Origin of the sequence: Chthoniobacter sp., from assembly GCF_040003245.1 — a bacterium.
Lineage (GTDB): Bacteria > Verrucomicrobiota > Verrucomicrobiia > Chthoniobacterales > Chthoniobacteraceae > Chthoniobacter.
On the sequence record NZ_JBDUCX010000140.1, the window covers coordinates 1 to 17,134 of the forward strand.

Consider the following 17,134-nt stretch of genomic DNA (forward strand, 5'->3'; position numbering starts at 1 on the left):
GGTTGAGCCGGCTCTTTTCGCCGCCGCTGAGGATGCCGGTCTTCTTGTAGATGTCGTCCTTGCGGAAGAGGAAGGAGCCGAGGATGGCGCGGGCTTCGTTTTCGCTGAGCGTGCCGTTGGCGTCCATGACTTCCTGGAGCACGGTCTTATTGGCGTCGAGGGTGGCGGAGCGGTGCTGAGAGAAGTAGCCGATCTTGGCGTTGAGGCCGGCCTTGCGTTCGCCTTTTTGGAATTCGAGGACGCCGCCGAGGATCTTCAGGAGCGTGGACTTGCCGGCGCCGTTCGGGCCGACAAGGACGGTGCGTTCGTCGCGCTCGACCCCGAGGTCGAGGCCTTTGTAAACGACGTTATCGCCGTAGGCCATGTCGATGCCGGTGAGCGACATGACGAGCGCACCGCTGCGCGGAGGCTGGGGAATCTGGAAGCGGAAAGGTTTGCGCGGCGGGAGCGGCTTCTCGATGAGCTCCATGCGCTCGATCTGCTTGAGCTTGCTCTGCGCCTGCGAAGCTTTGGAGGAGACGGAGCGGAAGCGGTCGGCGAATTCCTGAAGCCCGGCGATTTCCTTCTGCTGGTTTTTGTAAGCGGCGTTTTGCTGGTCGTAACGCTCTTCTTTCTGCCGGAGGAAGTCGGAGTAGTTGCCGGTGTACTGGACCAGCTTGCGCTCGTCGATTTCGAAGACCGTCTGGACGATTTCATCCATGAACTGGCGATCGTGCGAGATGAGCAGCACGGCGCCGGAGTAGTTCTTGAGATAGTTTTGCAGCCAGAGGAGCGAGATGAGGTCGAGGTGGTTCGTCGGCTCGTCGAGCATGAGGAGATCGGGCTCCATGACGAGCAGACGGGCGAGGTGGGCGCGCATGACCCAGCCGCCACTGAGTTCCTTGGCGGCCTTGGCGAAATGTTCGTCGCGGTAGCCGAGGCCGGCGAGCATGCGCTTGGCCTTGGCGTCGACCTGCGGATCGGTGAGCGCCTCGTGCTTGGCGTGGGCCTCGAGATACTCGGGGCTGGAAACGTCGCCGGCCTGCTCCAGTTCGTGCAGGCGTTTCTCCAGCGCAGGGACTTCCCCGGCGCGGCCAGTGGCGACATCGAGCGCGGTGTAGTCGCCATGGGCCTCGGCCTCCTGCGGGAGGTAGCCGATCATCGTCCACTCGTCGCGCTCGACGCTGCCGGCGTCGGCTTCCTCGCGCTTGAGGACGATATTGAAGAGGGTCGATTTGCCGGCGCCATTGGGCCCGACAAGGGCGACGCGCTCGCCGTAATTCACCTGCATGGCGGCGTCTTCGAAAAGGACGCGGCCACCGAGTGATTTCTTGAGTTCGCGGATGGTGAGCATGAAGAAAAGGCGGAAGGATGAAGGCGGAAAGCGGAAAGGCTATAAAAAGTGCGGGTGCTTCGTTAGCCGCGAATGCCGCTTTATGCCAGCGAATCGTGCAGCCGGATCGGCTGCTCCCCCGGCTGCTTACTTTTTGATGCCGCGCAGATATTCGTCGAACCAATCGGCGAGTACGGCCATGTCCGGACCCTGATTGGGCCAGCCGTGGGCGGCGCCGGGCTTGACGATGACCTTGGCGGTGGCGCCGGCTTCGGTGGCTTTTTGCACGAAGGTCTGCGACTGCTGGAGCGGCACGCGCTTGTCGGCATCGCCGTGGATGATGAGCGTGGGCGGCATCTTCGCCGTGATGTGATAGATGGGCGAGATCTCGTGGCCGAGCGTCTGGTGGATTTCCGGCGTATCGAGAGCGCCGGGGGCGAAGAAGGCGGCGCGCAGATCCTGCAGGACGCCCGCGCCGACGCAGTCCTCGCCGGGCGCGCCATAGTTCAGGAAATCGGTGGGTGGATAGAAGCAGGCGACGCATTGCACGGCGCTGCTCTCGCGATCGACGGGATCTTTCGCGTCGGCCTTGCCCGGACCGCCGCCGGTGCCGAGCGTGAGCGAGAGGTGCCCGCCGGCGCTGCCGCCGGTGACGCCGAGTTGATCGGGCTTCACGTTCCACTTGGCCGCGTTGTGGCGGATGTAACGCACCGCCCGATTCACGTCCTCGGTGATTTCCGGGATGGTGAACCGCGGATTGCAGGCGTGGCAGACAGCGAAGACGGTGTAACCGCGGTCGAGGTAGGGCGCGTAGGCCCTGGCACTGATCGAGTCATGGTTCGACTTCCAGCCGCCGCTCACCATGTAGACGATACCGTAGCCGTTCGGCTTGGCGGGCTGGAGGACATCGAGGGTGAGCGCGAAGCCGTACTTGCGGCCGTAGACAACATCTTCGGTGCGCGTAACGTCTGAGGCCGCTGGGGTGGTTTCGGCCGGAGCGGGGACGGCGGAAAACAGCGAAAGGGCGAGAACAAGAAAGCTGGGGAGAAATTTCATGCGAGGGCGAGAGAAGCAGAAACGGGGAGGGCGGGCAAATGAGGAAGCGATACGGTGGAGCGAAGATTGACAGACGGGGAACATCCGTTGGTAATTCGTTCCGTGAAAACCGAGATGCATTTTGCCTGCGGTGTCGTGCTGGCGGTCGTGGCGGCAGCCACATCGACCCGCGCCGAGGATTATTTTGAAGTTCTGAAGACGCCGCAGGGGACGTATCGCCTGGAGACGGAGGGCGGGGACAAGAACCAAGTGCTCGTCTCCACCAAGGACGGCGCGGAACATGTGGCGCTACCGTATGCGACGGTGGAAGACCCGGCCGAGTGCCAGATTGCGTATGGCATATCGCCGGACGAGAAGTGGATTTATCGCACGGAGAGCTGGCGGCATCATGCGGTGCAGAACCGCCAGCTTTACCTCCATGAAAAGGGCGCGCGGTTTGCCGAATTCAAAGGCGGGCGTTGGTTTGCCCCCGCCCTGGAGGCCTACTTGATCAAAAACGGGAAATTCAAGAAGGCGAGCTTCGACGAGCGACGGGGCGCCGATGTCCTGGAAGATCATCTCGAGGCCCGCTATCGCGACTGGAGTCCTGACTCGGCCCGCCTGCTCCTCGCGGTGAGCGCGACGGGGGACGCGCAGGAAGGAATCCCAAAGCTCTTTTACGTCTATTTCAATACGCGCAGCAAAGCCTTCGAACTCACGCCGTATCTGCGCGCATTGAACAAGCGGCGGGTGGACAGCGACAAGGAAACCGAGATTCCCTGCGCCGAGCCCATCGACCCGCTGATTGTGTCGGAAAAGTACCAGGCGGTTTACGAAAAGGTCGACCGCGACTTGCGTGCGCTCTTTGAGAAGCGGATCGCGCACGCCCTGCCGCAGAACGTCGATTATTGGAAGGGGGAGCAACAGGAAGCGCGAAAGGCGTTGGACGCAGGGCTGGCGCTCTATCTGCAATTTTCGCCGCCAAAGGAAACCGAGGCGCGGCGGCTGCAATACCTCGCGGATGCTACCTTGCTCCAATTTGCAGCGCTCTCGGCGGACACGGAATGAGAGTCCCGTTGGTTACGTTGCCACGTGGCTGTTTAGAAATTCCGCAGTGCGTCGCTCGGACCACGGCTGGAGACCGTGGCGGAGGTCGAGAAAGCCGACGTGACCTCCAGAGTCCGGGGTTTCGAGAAAGAGCTGGGGATTAGTTTCGGCTTCGGACCACGGGTAGGCCTCGGGGGCGAGGAAGGGGTCGTTCCGTGGCTGAAGCAGAAGAGTGGGGACAGTGATGTTGGGCAGGAACTGGCGGGCGCTCGATTGTGTCCAATAGTCGTCGGCGTCACGAAAGCCGTGGAGCGGGCCGGTGTAACGGTCGTCGAATTCCTGGAAGGTGCGCATGCGACGCGCGGCGGTCGCATCGACAATGCCAGGGAATAGTTCGCCCTTGGCCTCGATCTTTTGCACGAGCGAAACGATGAAGCGACGCAGGTAGATGCGATTGGTCCAGCGCTGGTCGAGCTTTCGCGCGCAGGCGGCGAGATCGATGGGGGCGCAGATGGCAACGGCGGTGCGGATTGCGCGGTCGGACGGAGATTCACCGAGGTACTTCAGGATCACATTGCCGCCAAGGCTGAAGCCGACGAGGGCGAGCGTGGAGTAGTCCGCGGTGGCGCGCGCGATGACCGAGCGGAGATCACCCGTTTCGCCGCTGTGGTAGGCGCGGGGGAGACGATTGGGTTCACCGCTGCAGCCGCGGAAATTGTAGGCGAGCACGTCCCAACCGGCGCGGGCGAGGGTGGCGGCCATGCCGCGGATGTAGGTCTGCGTGGAACTGCCTTCGAGGCCGTGCGTGAGAATCGCGAGTCGAGATGCGCCGCGGCGGAGCCAGTCGAGATCGAGGAAGTCGCCGTCGCTCAGTTCCAGCCGCTCGCGGGTAAAGAATGTGCGGACGTGGCGCGGCAGAAGGACGGGCAGGATGGTCTGCAGGTGGCCGTTGCGGAGGAAGGGTGGCGCTCGGAAAGTGGAAGGGGTGACGGGCATGCCGGTACGGTTATGCCGGCTCTTCGCACTTGTCCCATTTCGAGGGTTGCGGCGTCCAATCACCATCGCCGAGAAAGACGGAGGCGATTTCGCCCAGGCCGACGCCGAGGTGTTCGTGCGCGGCAGCCTCGCCTCCATCCTGAAAAGTGGCCGCGGCCACGAACTGCCGGAAGGTGTCTGGATCGGGCCGCACTTCGCGCTGGATTACGTCGATCAAAATCTCGGCAAGACTGCAGGAGAGGCTCTGCCATCTCTCATCCTCCAACGCTTTTCCCGACCAAAAATCCTGAATGGTTTCCGTAGTCCAACAGCGCTCATGCTCGCGAACGAGGTCCTCGTAAAGGACGCCAAAATGACCACCGACGAGAGCGACTTTAAAGACGAGTGCCGCACCGTGCTGGAGCCAGCGCGGGAGAGGTAAACAGCGGAGAAGATGGCTCGCGATGTGACCCGCCAACAAGCCGGACTCTTCGGAAAACTTCGTGCATTCGCAGTAGGGCAACGGTGCGGAACCGTTGGGGAAAAAAGTACTGGCTGCCTCGGTATATGCTCCGTCGGAATCGAAACTGGCGAGGAACTCGTCGCAGGCGTCGACCGATCCGAGGCGGAGGAAGACTTGTGGCCGCAGGCCGTATTCTGGGGCGACGTCGCCGAGTCCTGCCAAGACAAAGGCGCGGGATTTCTCCAGGAAATCGAGAGTCTGTGTCCGCCGCTTTTCATCGCCGACGGCGACAAGTAGGAAGTGTTCCGACGCGGCCAGAGTATGCGTGTCTCCCAGGGCTGCGACCAGGCGAACGAGCCAATAGCGGGTGATTTGTCCGGCGGCTTCGTCGGCGTACTCCGGCGTTACGTTGTCGCACATCCACGTGCCAATCGCCGGCCAGTCGGGACAAGGAAGCGTCGCGCTCTTCGGAAACCAATCGTCGCGGTCGGGGACCATTATCGGCATGGCGCAGAGCTAGGCACTCGGCGGGATTCCGCCAAGGGAAAAGACAATCACTCCGCTTGCGCCGCGGGCCGCGAATCGGCAGTCTGGCGCCCCCTTATTTTTGCCATGAATACCCCCCCTGTTTCCTCCTCCTCTGTCTTTACCCGGTTCGTAGCGTGTGCCGCGGTGGTCGCGCTGAGCTTCGCGAATCTCCGCGCGGCCGAGCCGACACTCCAACTCAAGGACGGCGACGTGTGGGTGATGGCGGGCGACAGCATCACCGCGCAACGGTTGCACACGAACTACATCGAGGCGTTCTATCGCACGAAGCATCCGCAGTGGCATCTGCACTTCCGCAACTCGGGTATCGGCGGAAATCGCGTGGGCAGCATTCTCGCGCGGTTTGATTACGATGTGGCGGCGTGGAAGCCGACTATCGTGAGCATCGAACTCGGGATGAATGACGTGAATGGGACGGAGGACGTTTATATCAAGGGAATGAAGGAACTCATCGCGAAGATCCGCGCGATTCCCGCGCAGCCGGTGCTGATTTCATCGAGCCCGGTGGATGATGGCAGCATCCTGAATGACTGGAAGGGCGAGCGCTGCCAGAAGCTGCACCCCTTCACCGTGGCGCTGAAGAAACTCGCGGCGGAGGAGAATGTGGTCTTCGTCGATCAGTACCATGCACTGCTCGATGTGTGGGGGCAGAACCGCCGCAAGGGCGAGGAACTGGCGCGCAAGAATGGCACCTGGCCGCCAAAGGCCACGCCGGTTCCGGCAGCGACGCCCGCCCCCGCCACGCCCGCCGTGGCCGGTGGCGCCAAGCCCGCGCCGCCCAAGCCCGTGCAGGCGCCGATCGCGCCCTCGCTCATTCCGCTTGGCGGCAATCCCGTGCATCCCGGCGAGGTCGGCCAGTTCAATATGGCGGCGGTGATTCTCGAGGGGTTGAAGGTGGATGGCGACGTGAGCAGCGCCACGATCAAATCGGACGGAAAAGTCGTCGAGGCGAAGCATTGCAAGATCACCGATGTGAAGTCGAAAGATGGCAAGCTGAGCTTCACGCGGCTCGACGAGAGCGGACCGTGGCCGATCATCCCGGCCGCGAAGTCGACGCTGCAGATCCTCCCGCAGATGCTCAAGCTGTCGCAGGATGTGCTCAAAGTGCCGGGGCTCGCCGATGGCGATTACCATGTGACGATCAATGGCAAACCGGCGGGCACGGTGAGCGCGAAGGACCTCGCCGCGGGATGGAACCTCACGACCGCCTTTGACAGCGTGATCGGCGAACGGGCCACCGGCATCACCGCGCTGCTCACCAAGCTGCAAGGGCCGCTGAATACGGAATGGCGGGCGCAGAGCAAGGCGAAGGACGCGGACAAGCTTGCGGCGGCGCAAAAGGCCATCGACGACGCGGAAGCGGAAATCCAGACGGCGATCCAGCCGGTGGCGCTTCATTTCGAGATCGCGAAGTAGGATCTGTGAAGTCGACTCCCGTCTCGGTGGAAAAGTAGACCGTTACCGTACAGGTTGGTGCGATTCTTGCATTTCTCGAAGCAACCTCCGTTGAACCGTGCTTCGTAGACTACTTCCCGTCTTCCTTTTCGCTGTGCTGCTCGTGGCCTTTACCGGTTGCGATTCGGCCTACTACGCGTACCATTATGTGCCGGGGAAAACGGCGATCTTGCGGGGCGGTTATGCGTTTGCGCCCCCGGGTGCGCCGCCGCAGGTGGAGAGGGCGATCGCGGCGGGCAATCGGATCGCTGGTCTACCGTATCGCTGGGGTGGCGGCCATGGCTGTTCGGTCGATACCGGTTACGATTGTTCGGGGTCGGCGTCTTTTGTCCTGCGCGAGGCGGGGCTTGTCCAAGGCTGCATGATTTCGAAGGAGTTTCGGGATTACGGCCAAGCTGGGGAAGGGGAGTGGATCAATGTGTATGCGAAGAATGGACACGTCTTCCTGGCTGTGGCCGGGGTGCGTTTCGATACCGGGTGGACGGATGGGAGCGAAGGACCGCAGTGGACGATCCAGGACCGGCCGGCCAGCGGGTGTGTAGTGCGGCATCCGGTGGGGCTGTAGGAATTTGAACCGCGGAGGCGCAAAGGCGCGGAGAGTAGAAGAACCCAAAGGGGCCTTTTCTTCCTCCGCGCCTCCGCGTCTCGGCGGTTACAGTCGACTTTTCTCCACACGGAGCTGGCCGCAGCCGGCAGCGACGTCGATGCCGCGGCGCTGGCGCACGGTCGAGGGGAGACCAGCGGCTCGGAGCGTTCGCTGGAATTCCGTGGCGGCGGCGGTGGCGCTGGCGGTGCCGGCGAAGCCGTTGGTTGGATTTAGCGGGATGAGATTTACATGGGCGTCGAGGCCGGTGAGCAAAGCGCCGAGCTTTGCGGCCTGCGCGGGGGAATCGTTTTGGCCGGCAATGAGCGTCCACTCGAAAAAGATGCGGCGTCCCGTTTTCGCGCCATAGGTGCGACAGGCGGCGATGAGTTCCGCGAGCGGCCAGCGGCGACTGGCGGGCACGAGTGCCGAGCGATCTTCCTCCGTGGCGCCGTGCAGGCTGACGGCCAGATGATAGGGGCGCTGCTCCTCGGCAAGGCGCAGGATGCCGGGGACGACGCCGACGGTGCTGATGGTGATGCGGCTCGGGCCGATGTTGATTCCACGGGTGTCGGAGATGATCTCCAGCGCCGTCATCACGGCGTCGTAATTGTGCAGGGGCTCGCCCATGCCCATGAGGACGAGATTGCGCAGGCCGGGTTCGTCGCGGGCGCGGAGCGTGCGCTGCGCGTGGAGGACCTGGGCGACGATTTCGCCGGGGCGCAGGTGCCGGGTGAAACCCATTTGGCCGGTCGCACAGAAGACGCAGCCCATCGCGCAACCTGCCTGCGTGCTGACGCATGCCGTGAAGCGCCCATCAAAACGCATGAGCACGGTTTCGATGGTCTGGGCGTCGACGAGGCGCAGGAGGAATTTGCGCGTGAGGCCGTCGCTGCTCGCGGTGTCGGCGGCCAGTTCCGGATGGTCGATGGAGAGATGACTGGCGGCGCCATCCAGCCAGCGGCGGAGCGGGGGCAGGAATTCGGCGCGCTGTGTGAGGTCGGTGGCCGTCTCGTGATACAGCGCGCGCCAGAGCGCCTTGGTGTGCACGGGGGAGAGGCCGTCCATCTCACGCGCGAGCGCGGTAAAAGGGAGATCGTGCAGGGAACGGCGTTGGATTTCGGAAACGGCAGGCACGCGCTAACCGTAGCGCAGGGCCTCGATCGGGTCGAGTCGGCTGGCCTTCCACGCCGGATAGAGACCGCTGAGCACCCCGATCACCACGGCAAAGCCGAAGCTGATGAGCACATTCTCCAACTCCACCACCGGCGCATTTTTGCCCGGGGAGATGGCGATGAGCAGTTGCATCATGCCGGCGCTGGCGATGAGGCCGAGCAGGCCGCCAATGAAACCGATGACCGCGCTTTCCACGACGATCTGGACGAAGATGTCGCGGGCCTTGGCGCCGACCGCGCGCCGCACACCGATCTCGCGAATGCGCTCGGTGATGCTGGCGAGCATGATGTTCATGATGCCAATGCCGCCCACGAGCAACGAGATGCCGGCGATGAGCCCGCCGCTCATGCGGGTCTCATGAATGTTTTGTTCGATGGAGTCGAACATCTCCTCGTGCGTGGAGTAGGCAAAGTCGTCCACCGTGCGATGGGCTTCGTGCAAAACGCGGCTGACCTGCTGGAGCGCTTCCTGGAACCGGTTGAGATCAGCCACCTGAAAGGTGAGGGCGTCGAGCTTTAGCATGGGCCCCTGGTCGACCCCGCCCACCATGGAGGCACTTTTGAATTCAAACATCATCGTAGTGATCGGGACGATGATCGTGGAGTTCTTGGCGAGAAAAGGGATGTTGGAGGTCGAAAAAGCGGTACGAGTGGAACGGCTGCCCCTCTTGCGTGGAGCGGGTGTGGCTTTGACCTTGTCCAGACCCAGCTCGCGGCGGCGCTTGTCCCGATCCCGTTCGTAGTACTCAAAGACGCCGACGATGGTGAAGGGCCGGTTGTTGAGGAGAATGGTTTCGCCGATGGGATTGTAATTAGGGACTTCCGGCCAAAGCCGGTCGACGATGACTTTCCCGACTACGCACACGCGTTTCGCCTCCTCCAGATCCAGGTCGCAGAGGTTGCGGCCCCGCGCGACACTGTGCTTGTTGATCTCCACGAAGCTGGGCCAGCAACCGTCCACTTCCCCGCGGATGGTGGTGGCGCCGCGGTGAATGGCCGCGCTGCTGAGAATGGAAACCGGCGTGACGGTCGAGACGAGCGGTGCGGACCGGACGATGCTCTCGGCATCCCTGATCGTGCGCCCCGGGGACGTATCCGCGAAGAGCTGCTGTTCCTCCGGCGGCTCCTGTGGGATGACGCTCACCTGCTCGAGGCCGCCGACCTGTTGCATGTATTCGCGCATGCCCTTGGCGATGCCCGCGGTGAGCGAAAACATCGAGAGCAGCGAAGCGACGCCGAGAATGACGCCGAGCATCGTGAGGAAGCTGCGGAATTTGTGGGCCCAGATTTCCTTGAAGCCGACGAGCAACCCGAGCCAAAGATTCATGCGGACTGGGGAAGGGGGACCGCCCCGCTCAGGACGGGATCCATGGCCTCGGCATCAACAATCTTGCCGTCGCGGATCTCGATGCGGCGCGGCGTCTGCGCGGCAATTTTGGCATCGTGGGTGACGAGGACGATGGTGCAACCTCCCGTGCTGAGCTCGCGGAAGAGATGGAGGATATTGGCGCCGGTTTTCGAATCGAGGTTGCCCGTCGGCTCATCGGCGAAGACGATGCGGGGGTTGTTGACCAGCGCGCGGGCGATGGCCACGCGTTGCATCTGGCCGCCGCTGAGTTGGAGCGGCGTATTTTTCACCCGGTCCTGGAGTTGCACCCGCTCGATGGCCACCAGCGCACGTTCGCGGCGCTCGCGGGAGGACACGCCGGCGTAAATCATCGGCAGCTCCACGTTTTGCAGCACGGTCATCTTGGGCAGGAGGTTGAAACTTTGGAAGACGAAACCGATTTTCTGGTTCCGCATTTCACTGAGCTTGTTGCCGCTGGCCCGGCTCACGTCCACCCCGTCGATCAGCATTTTGCCCGCAGTCGGCGTATCGAGGCAACCGAGCAGATGCATGAGCGTGGATTTGCCGCTGCCGCTGGGGCCGATGATGGCGGCGTATTCACCCTGCTCGATGACGAGATTGATCCCATCGAGGGCGAGAATTTCCTGCTCGCCGATCTTGTAGCGTTTAACGACGTCGGTGAGTTCGATCAACGGCATGGGGGGACGATGCCGGGCAGTTCCGGTTCCGCAATGACCACGGGGATCACGAGCGCTTTTGGGCCTTGTCGGGCTCCACGAGCAGGATTTCCTCGCCTTCGCTTACCCCCTGGAGGATCTGGGCGTGCTCGATATTGGTGACGCCCACTTTCACCTCGCGTTTTTCGGTCGTCTCGCCCTTGCGCACGTAGACGATTTTCTTGTTTCCCTCGCCCTTGAAGACGGCGGAGATCGGCACGCTGAGCGCATCGTCCGCGCGGGCTATGGGTATAGTCATGTTGACCGTCATCCCGGGCCGCAGCCGGGAGCTGGGCTTGTCGATCAGCGCCTGCACGTCGAAGCCTTTTACATTGTTCGTGACGGTGGCCACGGGAGCGATGAAGGAAATGGTCGCTTCCATCTCCAGATCCTTGAGCGACTCGGCGCGGAGTTTTACCGGCTGGCTCAACTCGATCCGTGCGACGTCCACCTGATTGATGTGCGTCTGGACGAGCAGTTTTCGGAGATCCGCGATCGTCATCAAAGTCGTGCCACTATTGACGCTGGCGGCGGCGATGATGACCTGCCCCTCGACGACAGGCACGGTCAGTATGGTCCCATTGCTCGGCGCCACGACTTTGGCGAAATGCAATTGATCCTCGACCTGCTGCAGCTTTTTCTGGGCTTTGACGAGGCCGTTCTCCGCGATCTCAAATTCCGAACTCGTATTGTCGAATAGCTCGCGGCTGACCAGCTTCTGCTCAAAAAGATCGCGGGAGCGCTCGTAGTTCCTTTTTGCTTTCTCCATGGCGAGTTTGGCCCCTTCGATTTCGGTGAGCGCGCCGTCCTTGTCGGTCAGTAAAACGCTGTCGTCGATCTCCGCCAGAAGGTCGCCCTTCTTCACCGTCTGGCCTGGCAGGACGTGCATCTTCTTCACTTTTCCGCCGACCTCGGCTTTCACGTCGAGTTGGGTGGCCGGCATCACATCGCCGCTGACCTCAACACTGAGGTCGATGTCGCGCTTCTCCGCGCGGGCGATGAATTTATCGGGCGTGTCCTGGTCGCTTTTGTTCGTGAACAGTTTGCCTTTGCCGGCGTACACGCCGCCGCCAATGACGGCGACCGCGGCGAGAATCAGGAGGATTTTTTGCATGAAAGGGAGGAGGGCGGGATCAGCGGGGCGGCACACTACAGGGGAAAGCGGCCTACGCAATCTTACGTCTTCATCTAAAAAAGCCGAATCGTCGCCATTTCTTAGCTATAATGATGATGAAATCGCGCACCCGGCCAACAGGGTAAATACAGAGGGAGTAAGGCGCCATCCCACGCGGACACACACAAAAAGCCAGGCTGGCACGGAGCCAGCCTGGCTTTGCTTTAAAAGGAAGTCCCCTCGGATCGGTCCTTACTTCTTGTAACCGGTCGAAGCGGTCGACGATGTGGTCGACGTCGAAGACTTGCTGGCGCAGGCGCCAAGGCTCAAGGCCATAGCGGCGAGCGCGATGATTGCGATGTATTTCATGATAAGTAGTTTCCCCTCCTTTCTTTGCCAGTGGGCATTAGGGCGGCGATGTTCGTCGTTTGTTGGGACAAAACAACTTTTTTTTCGACGCGCCTACACTACGTGGGTCGGGCGGTCTATGGCTGTATCTCGACTGCCGTGCCGGGCGCTACGCGGTCGTAAAGGTCGATCACATCGATGTTGTTCATGCGCACGCAACCGAAACTGGCCGGGGTGCCGAGTTGCGATTCGGCATTCGTCCCGTGGATGTAGACATAGCGGTCGTGGGTATTCGTATTGTCCGCATCCAGACCATCGAGCCACAGGATACGTGTCTGCACATGATCGTGATCGTCGCCTTCCGCGCCGACTTTTCCCGTCGGCACGCGACTCACGAAAATTTCCCCGACCGGCGCGCCGTCGCCGATTTTTTCCGCGATGCGGAAGCGCCCAGCCGGCGTCTTGAAACTGCCCGGTTCGGTGCCGATGCCGTAGCGAGAGGTCGAGATCGCGTAGCAGCGGACGATCTCCCCGCCTTCATCGAGCAGGTCGAGTGTTTGGGATGGGACGTGAACGCGGATTTGCATGATCGCGTGGAGCCTACACGGCACACCGATTTTCGCCAAGGAGGGAGCAGCGGCGGCGTCCTTGACACTTTTTACCACCGGCTGTGGGATGGCGGCGAATCCCCCTTCAACTCTCCCATGAACCGTCTGCTCTGCTGCGTCGCCATCGGTCTCTTCTCCCTCCGATGCGCACTGTCGCTCGGTGCAGAGGCAGTTCCCGTCGACAAAGGTAAATCCCTCAGCCCCGGCGCCGGCCGTTTCGACTTTTCGCACGCGGACAAGACTGTGCCGGTCTGGTACTATGTGCCCGCGGAGGCCCGCGCCGACACTCCAGTTTTGATCGTCATGCACGGCGTCGGTCGCGACGCCAGCCGCTATCGCGACGATTGGGTGCCCTATGCACAGAAGCTGCATTTCATGGTTGTCGTGCCGGAGTTTTCGGTCGCCGCTTTTCCTGGCAGCGCCGCCTACGCCCAGGGCGGCACCGTGGATGCAAAGGGACACGCGCTGCCCCGCGCGCAATGGGCATTCAGCTTCATCGAACCCATCTTCGATGCGTTCAAGGCTGCCACCGGCAATCGCAGCGAGCGCTATTTTCTGTACGGCCACTCGGCGGGAGCGCAGTTCGTCCATCGTTATCTCTATTTCGTGCCCGAGGCCCGCGTCGCGAAGGCGGTGGCCGCCAATGCCGGCTGGTGGACGCTCCCCGATCCCGCGGTGAATTTCCCCTACGGCCTGCACGGTTCTGCCGTGGAGAGTGCCGCGCTGAAAACCGCGTTGCAGCGTCCGCTGATCGTCTTGCTCGGCACCGCGGATACCGATCCCGAGGCGGAGAATCTGCGCAAGACGCCCGAGGCGCTCGCGCAAGGACCGAACCGCCTCACGCGCGGGCACACTTTCTTCGATGCGGGGAAGCACCGGGCTGAGACTCTCGGCGTGCCCTTCGGCTGGCAACTCGCGCTCGCGCCCGGCATCGGCCACAAGGATGGCGGCATGGCCACGTTTGCCGCGCCTTTGCTCTTCGATCATTCGGTCGTCTCCGGCGTGGTCAAATAGGGTCCAGAGTAAACTCTCCTTTCGCGACTTCCATTCCACCGCCGCAGTTGCATTGCGCGGGCGAGCCGCTACAGTGCGCGGCCCTTTTTATGAGCAAGAACATACATGTCGCGATCGTCGGTGCCACCGGAGCCGTAGGAGTGGAAATGATCAAGACCCTCGAGAAACGCAATTTTCCCGTGGGCAAGCTCACGCTGCTCGCCTCCGCGCGCTCGGTGGGCAAGACGCTGCCCTTCCGCGGCAGCGAAGTGGCGATCACGGAATTGAAGGAAGATTCTTTTACCGGCGTCGACATCGCGCTCTTCAGCGCGGGCTCGGATATCTCCAAGAAGTTCGCGCCATTTGCCGTGCAGGCCGGCGCCGTCGTGGTCGATAATTCCAGCGCCTACCGCATGGATCCCGATGTGCCGCTGGTGGTGCCGGAGATCAATGGCGCGGACATCAAGAAGAACCGCGGCATTATCGCCAACCCGAATTGCACCACGGCGATCACGCTCATGGCGCTGTTTCCGCTGCACCAGGAATTTCGTGTGAAGCGCATCTTTGCCGCCAGCTACCAGGCAGTGAGTGGCACCGGCGCGCAGGCCATCGAAGAACTGCGCTCGCAGGTCCACGCCGTCGTCCACGGCCAGCCTATCGAGAAGAGTGTGTATCCGCACCAAATCGCTTTCAACGTGCTGCCGCACGTCGATTCCTTCCTCGAAACCGGTTACACCAAGGAAGAGATGAAGATGCAAAACGAAGGCCGGCGCATCATGCATCACCCCACTTTCAAGGCCTCGGTGACGTGCGTGCGCGTGCCGGTCTATCGCGCGCACAGCGTGGCGGTGAACGCCGAATTCGAACGCCCCGTGTCGCTCAAGGACGCCCGCGAAGTGCTGGGCCGCGCCCCGGGCCTCGAAGTATTCGATGATCCTTCCAAGGCCGAATATCCGCTGCCGCTCTACGTCGCCGAGAAGGACGACTGCCAGGTGGGCCGCCTGCGCCTCGACTGCGCCCTGGACAATGGCCTCGCTTTCTGGGTCGCCGGCGATCAACTCCTCAAGGGCGCCGCGCTCAATGCGGTGCAGATTGCCGAGCTGATTTAGGGCCAAGGCCCGAAGGGCCGAAAGAATGTAGCCGGTGGCGTCAGCCACCGGAAAAATGTCACGAAGCCATCCGCCCCGGAGGGGCGGTTGAACTCCGCGTTCTGCGCTAATCCGTGCGCACGGGTTGCACTCGTCCCTAAAGGATTGAGGTGGAATGTTCGAAGGAAAGCGGGCCTACGCTTACGTGACGACGCTGCGTCTTCGCCTGAGGCGGCTCCACCAAATCAACGGGCCGGTAATCGTGAGCAGGGGCAGGGAAGCACTGGCCAGCGCGGCGATGATACGCGAGGGCCAGCCGAACGTGTCGCCGGTGTGCAACTGCCGGTTCCAGAGCTTCACGATGCGGTATGGGGCCGGGGCATTGCGCGAGGATTGCGCGAGGAGGACTGCGCCGGTCGTCGGGTGCAGATAGACGTTCGTGCGGCCAGCCGGGGTGCGGTCCTCGGGGAAACGCATGGTGATGCGCAGCGGGGCATTCATCGAGCCGAGGCCCTGGATGCTCGTGATCGTGGCCCCGGGGACGGCGTTCGTCGCGGCGGTGAAGGCCGCACCGGCCGTCAGCGGTTTCGCGCCGGGCGCCGCGGGCGAAACCTTGGGCACGGGCAATGTGGTGGGCTGGCCCGAGAGCCGGCCGGCGAGGTGCATGGCTTCAGCGTCCCAATGAATGACGATGCCCGTCACACCAAAGATCAGCATGAAGATCGAAGAGTAGAATCCGAAGAAGTTGTGCCAGTCGAAGCTCCGGCGGCCAGTGGCTTTCGCGCCGCCGAGGCTCCACAATTTGCGCGGCCACCAAAGCACGAGGCCCGTCAGGGCCAGCACCACGAGCAGGATCGCGCCCCACGCCATGACCTGGCTGCCGGGCGGGCCGAGCAGCAGATTCTTGTGAAATTGATGCACCTTCCGCATGAACGGATTGGCACTGTCGAGCGTGCCGATCACCTCGCCGGTGTAGGGATTGACGGTCACGCCGAGCGGTTTCCCCGGCGGCTGTTTCAGCGTCAGGACGTAGGCGATATCATTTTCCGCTGGCAGATTCAGCGAGCCGACTCGAGATCCTGGGCGCGCGTTCTCCACCTTTTGCACCAACTCATCCAGCGGGAGAGGCTCCCACCGCAGCGGATGGACGCGAAAGAGCGCCGCGTTGAGCGTGTGATCGATTTCATTCTCAAACACCAGCAGCGCGCCTGTCGCGCCGAGAAGCAGCAGGACAATCGCGGCGGCGAGGCCGGTGACGAGGTGAATCCAGAGCAGGGGTTTGTGCAGTTTCATGTTTTTGGGGAAGGAAAGGTCGTCGGCCTAGCGCCTGTTATGCACTTTTAAGGGAGGACAGGAGGGACACGAGCATCAAAGTGTTGGTTTGATTCGTTCACTTTGCGCACGGCAAAGTGCCGGTGATATGATGCAGTTGCTGTCCATCGGATGAATCCTTCCCTTCCCGAAAAATTGTCCTCTCGGATTCCGGGAATATGCCTCTATGGCTTTGCTCCACCGAAACAGGAAACGCCATCGGACCAATTGGAAAGAATCGTAGACCAGCAGTTGGCGCGGCTTGGATCACTGCCGGTCGATGGTTTGATCGTTTATGATATACAGGACGAAGCGGAAAGAGTTTCAACGCCGCGACCGTTTCCGTTTTTGCCCACCCTGAATCCAGAGATTTACGCTCATGAACATCTTGGGCGTCTCGCGGTTCCGAAAATCGTTTACCGAAGCGTGAACCGCGACACTCATGATGGGTTTGTGCGTTGGCTTCAAAGTGTGAATGCCGAGCCGCGAATATCGGTCCTCGTCGGTGCACCCAACCGCCACTCGCACATCGGACTTCCTTTGGCCGACGCGTACGCGCTGGCGCGGCAGTATGCTCCGAACCTGATCCTTGGTGGCATCGCGATCGCCGAGCGACACGCTCACAAGGCCGATGAACACGAGCGAATCCTTGCCAAGTCAGAGCGGGGCTGTCGCTTCTTCGTCACACAGGCCGTTTACGATGTGGCCGCCACCAAGTCTCTGCTTTCCGACTACGCTATTGCGGTTCAAAGGAAGAACGGCGTGGCTCTGCCGATCATTCTTACGTTCTCGCCTTGCGGCTCTTTAAAAACGCTTTCTTTCATGAAGTGGCTTGGCATTGCTTTTCCGCGATGGTTGGAAAATGAACTGCAGTTCGCCCCGGATCCGCTGGCGAGATCGATGGAACTGTGCGAACGCATTTTCGCCGAGGTTTGGGACTACGCCCGCGATAAAGGTATTCCACTAGCCCGGATATTTCACGCTTTGAAATTCTCGCGTCGGCAGCGCCGCGCGATG

16 protein-coding genes are annotated in these 17,134 nt (G+C 61.9%); 6 read left to right on the plus strand and 10 right to left on the minus strand.

All coding sequences use genetic code 11. The features are described 5' to 3' along the window. Together ABJF10_RS18675 and ABJF10_RS18680 are read right to left on the minus strand one after the other, a co-directional pair. A partial coding sequence (locus ABJF10_RS18675; RefSeq protein ID WP_348546115.1) for an ABC-F family ATP-binding cassette domain-containing protein occupies positions 1 to 1,333 on the minus strand: 1,333 nt, incomplete at its 3' end. Between the two features lie 126 nt (positions 1,334 to 1,459). Then, positions 1,460 to 2,368: an alpha/beta hydrolase gene (locus tag ABJF10_RS18680; protein WP_348546116.1), complete on the minus strand. Its 909-nt coding sequence runs from the start codon at positions 2,366 to 2,368 to the stop codon at positions 1,460 to 1,462. A gap of 102 nt (positions 2,369 to 2,470) precedes the next feature. Between ABJF10_RS18680 and ABJF10_RS18685 the strand changes: the two genes are divergently transcribed. Continuing rightward, positions 2,471 to 3,415 carry a hypothetical protein gene (locus ABJF10_RS18685; protein WP_348546117.1) on the plus strand — a complete coding sequence of 315 codons (945 nt, stop codon included), beginning with the start codon at positions 2,471 to 2,473 and terminating at the stop codon, positions 3,413 to 3,415. A 12-nt stretch (positions 3,416 to 3,427) separates the two neighbouring features. On the opposite strand, the gene ABJF10_RS18690 is transcribed toward ABJF10_RS18685, so the two are convergent. Then, the gene (locus ABJF10_RS18690; RefSeq protein WP_348546118.1) at positions 3,428 to 4,390 is read right to left on the minus strand and encodes an alpha/beta fold hydrolase; all 963 of its coding nucleotides are present in this window, start codon (positions 4,388 to 4,390) and stop codon (positions 3,428 to 3,430) included. A 10-nt stretch (positions 4,391 to 4,400) separates the two neighbouring features. Continuing rightward, the gene (locus ABJF10_RS18695) at positions 4,401 to 5,339 is read right to left on the minus strand and encodes a hypothetical protein (protein ID WP_348546119.1); all 939 of its coding nucleotides are present in this window, start codon (positions 5,337 to 5,339) and stop codon (positions 4,401 to 4,403) included. A gap of 105 nt (positions 5,340 to 5,444) precedes the next feature. Between ABJF10_RS18695 and ABJF10_RS18700 the strand changes: the two genes are divergently transcribed. Further along, positions 5,445 to 6,794: an SGNH/GDSL hydrolase family protein gene (locus ABJF10_RS18700; protein ID WP_348546120.1), complete on the plus strand. Its 1,350-nt coding sequence runs from the start codon at positions 5,445 to 5,447 to the stop codon at positions 6,792 to 6,794. Positions 6,795 to 6,891: 97 nt separating this feature from the next. Then, a complete protein-coding gene (locus ABJF10_RS18705) occupies positions 6,892 to 7,398 on the plus strand; it encodes a peptidoglycan endopeptidase (protein ID WP_348546121.1) in 507 nt (168 codons plus the stop codon). Between the two features lie 87 nt (positions 7,399 to 7,485). On the opposite strand, the gene rlmN is transcribed toward ABJF10_RS18705, so the two are convergent. The 5 genes from rlmN to ABJF10_RS18730 form a co-directional block, all read right to left on the minus strand. Continuing rightward, positions 7,486 to 8,553 (minus strand): 23S rRNA (adenine(2503)-C(2))-methyltransferase RlmN, encoded by a 1,068-nt coding sequence (gene rlmN / locus ABJF10_RS18710; RefSeq protein WP_348546122.1) that lies wholly within the window; start codon positions 8,551 to 8,553, stop codon positions 7,486 to 7,488. Positions 8,554 to 8,556: 3 nt separating this feature from the next. After that, the gene (locus tag ABJF10_RS18715; RefSeq protein ID WP_348546123.1) at positions 8,557 to 9,918 is read right to left on the minus strand and encodes an ABC transporter permease; all 1,362 of its coding nucleotides are present in this window, start codon (positions 9,916 to 9,918) and stop codon (positions 8,557 to 8,559) included. Further along, positions 9,915 to 10,637, minus strand: coding sequence for an ABC transporter ATP-binding protein (locus ABJF10_RS18720; RefSeq protein WP_348546124.1), 723 nt, complete (start codon positions 10,635 to 10,637; stop codon positions 9,915 to 9,917). The genes ABJF10_RS18715 and ABJF10_RS18720 overlap by 4 nt, the downstream gene beginning before the upstream one ends. A 46-nt stretch (positions 10,638 to 10,683) precedes the next feature. Continuing rightward, positions 10,684 to 11,769, minus strand: a complete 1,086-nt coding sequence (locus ABJF10_RS18725; protein ID WP_348546125.1) for an efflux RND transporter periplasmic adaptor subunit — start codon at positions 11,767 to 11,769, stop codon at positions 10,684 to 10,686. A gap of 485 nt (positions 11,770 to 12,254) precedes the next feature. Continuing rightward, complete coding sequence (locus ABJF10_RS18730; RefSeq protein WP_348546126.1) at positions 12,255 to 12,704, minus strand: L,D-transpeptidase; 450 nt, start codon at positions 12,702 to 12,704, stop codon at positions 12,255 to 12,257. Between the two features lie 117 nt (positions 12,705 to 12,821). On the opposite strand from ABJF10_RS18730, the gene ABJF10_RS18735 reads away from it, so the two are divergent. Beyond that, entirely contained in the window at positions 12,822 to 13,739 is a 918-nt protein-coding gene (locus tag ABJF10_RS18735; protein ID WP_348546127.1) for an alpha/beta hydrolase, read from the plus strand. 89 nt (positions 13,740 to 13,828) lie between these two features. Next, the gene (locus tag ABJF10_RS18740) at positions 13,829 to 14,827 is read left to right on the plus strand and encodes an aspartate-semialdehyde dehydrogenase (RefSeq protein ID WP_348546128.1); all 999 of its coding nucleotides are present in this window, start codon (positions 13,829 to 13,831) and stop codon (positions 14,825 to 14,827) included. Positions 14,828 to 15,007: 180 nt separating this feature from the next. On the opposite strand, the gene ABJF10_RS18745 is transcribed toward ABJF10_RS18740, so the two are convergent. After that, a complete protein-coding gene (locus ABJF10_RS18745) occupies positions 15,008 to 16,099 on the minus strand; it encodes a PepSY-associated TM helix domain-containing protein (RefSeq protein WP_348546129.1) in 1,092 nt (363 codons plus the stop codon). A gap of 150 nt (positions 16,100 to 16,249) precedes the next feature. On the opposite strand from ABJF10_RS18745, the gene ABJF10_RS18750 reads away from it, so the two are divergent. Then, positions 16,250 to 17,134: 5,10-methylenetetrahydrofolate reductase (locus tag ABJF10_RS18750; RefSeq protein WP_348546130.1), on the plus strand; the 885-nt coding region annotated here is incomplete at its 3' end.

Bases quoted from the DNA above. Each gene is read 5' to 3' on its own strand.
- ABJF10_RS18680 (WP_348546116.1), bottom strand. From the start codon at position 2,368: ATGAAATTTCTCCCCAGCTTTCTTGTTCTCGCCCTTTCGCTGTTTTCC.
- ABJF10_RS18690 (WP_348546118.1), bottom strand. From the start codon at position 4,390: ATGCCCGTCACCCCTTCCACTTTCCGAGCGCCACCCTTCCTCCGCAAC.
- ABJF10_RS18695 (WP_348546119.1), bottom strand. From the start codon at position 5,339: ATGCCGATAATGGTCCCCGACCGCGACGATTGGTTTCCGAAGAGCGCG.
- ABJF10_RS18700 (WP_348546120.1), top strand. From the start codon at position 5,445: ATGAATACCCCCCCTGTTTCCTCCTCCTCTGTCTTTACCCGGTTCGTA.
- ABJF10_RS18715 (WP_348546123.1), bottom strand. From the start codon at position 9,918: ATGAATCTTTGGCTCGGGTTGCTCGTCGGCTTCAAGGAAATCTGGGCC.
- ABJF10_RS18720 (WP_348546124.1), bottom strand. From the start codon at position 10,637: ATGCCGTTGATCGAACTCACCGACGTCGTTAAACGCTACAAGATCGGC.
- ABJF10_RS18725 (WP_348546125.1), bottom strand. From the start codon at position 11,769: ATGCAAAAAATCCTCCTGATTCTCGCCGCGGTCGCCGTCATTGGCGGC.
- ABJF10_RS18730 (WP_348546126.1), bottom strand. From the start codon at position 12,704: ATGCAAATCCGCGTTCACGTCCCATCCCAAACACTCGACCTGCTCGAT.
- ABJF10_RS18735 (WP_348546127.1), top strand. From the start codon at position 12,822: ATGAACCGTCTGCTCTGCTGCGTCGCCATCGGTCTCTTCTCCCTCCGA.
- ABJF10_RS18740 (WP_348546128.1), top strand. From the start codon at position 13,829: ATGAGCAAGAACATACATGTCGCGATCGTCGGTGCCACCGGAGCCGTA.
- ABJF10_RS18745 (WP_348546129.1), bottom strand. From the start codon at position 16,099: ATGAAACTGCACAAACCCCTGCTCTGGATTCACCTCGTCACCGGCCTC.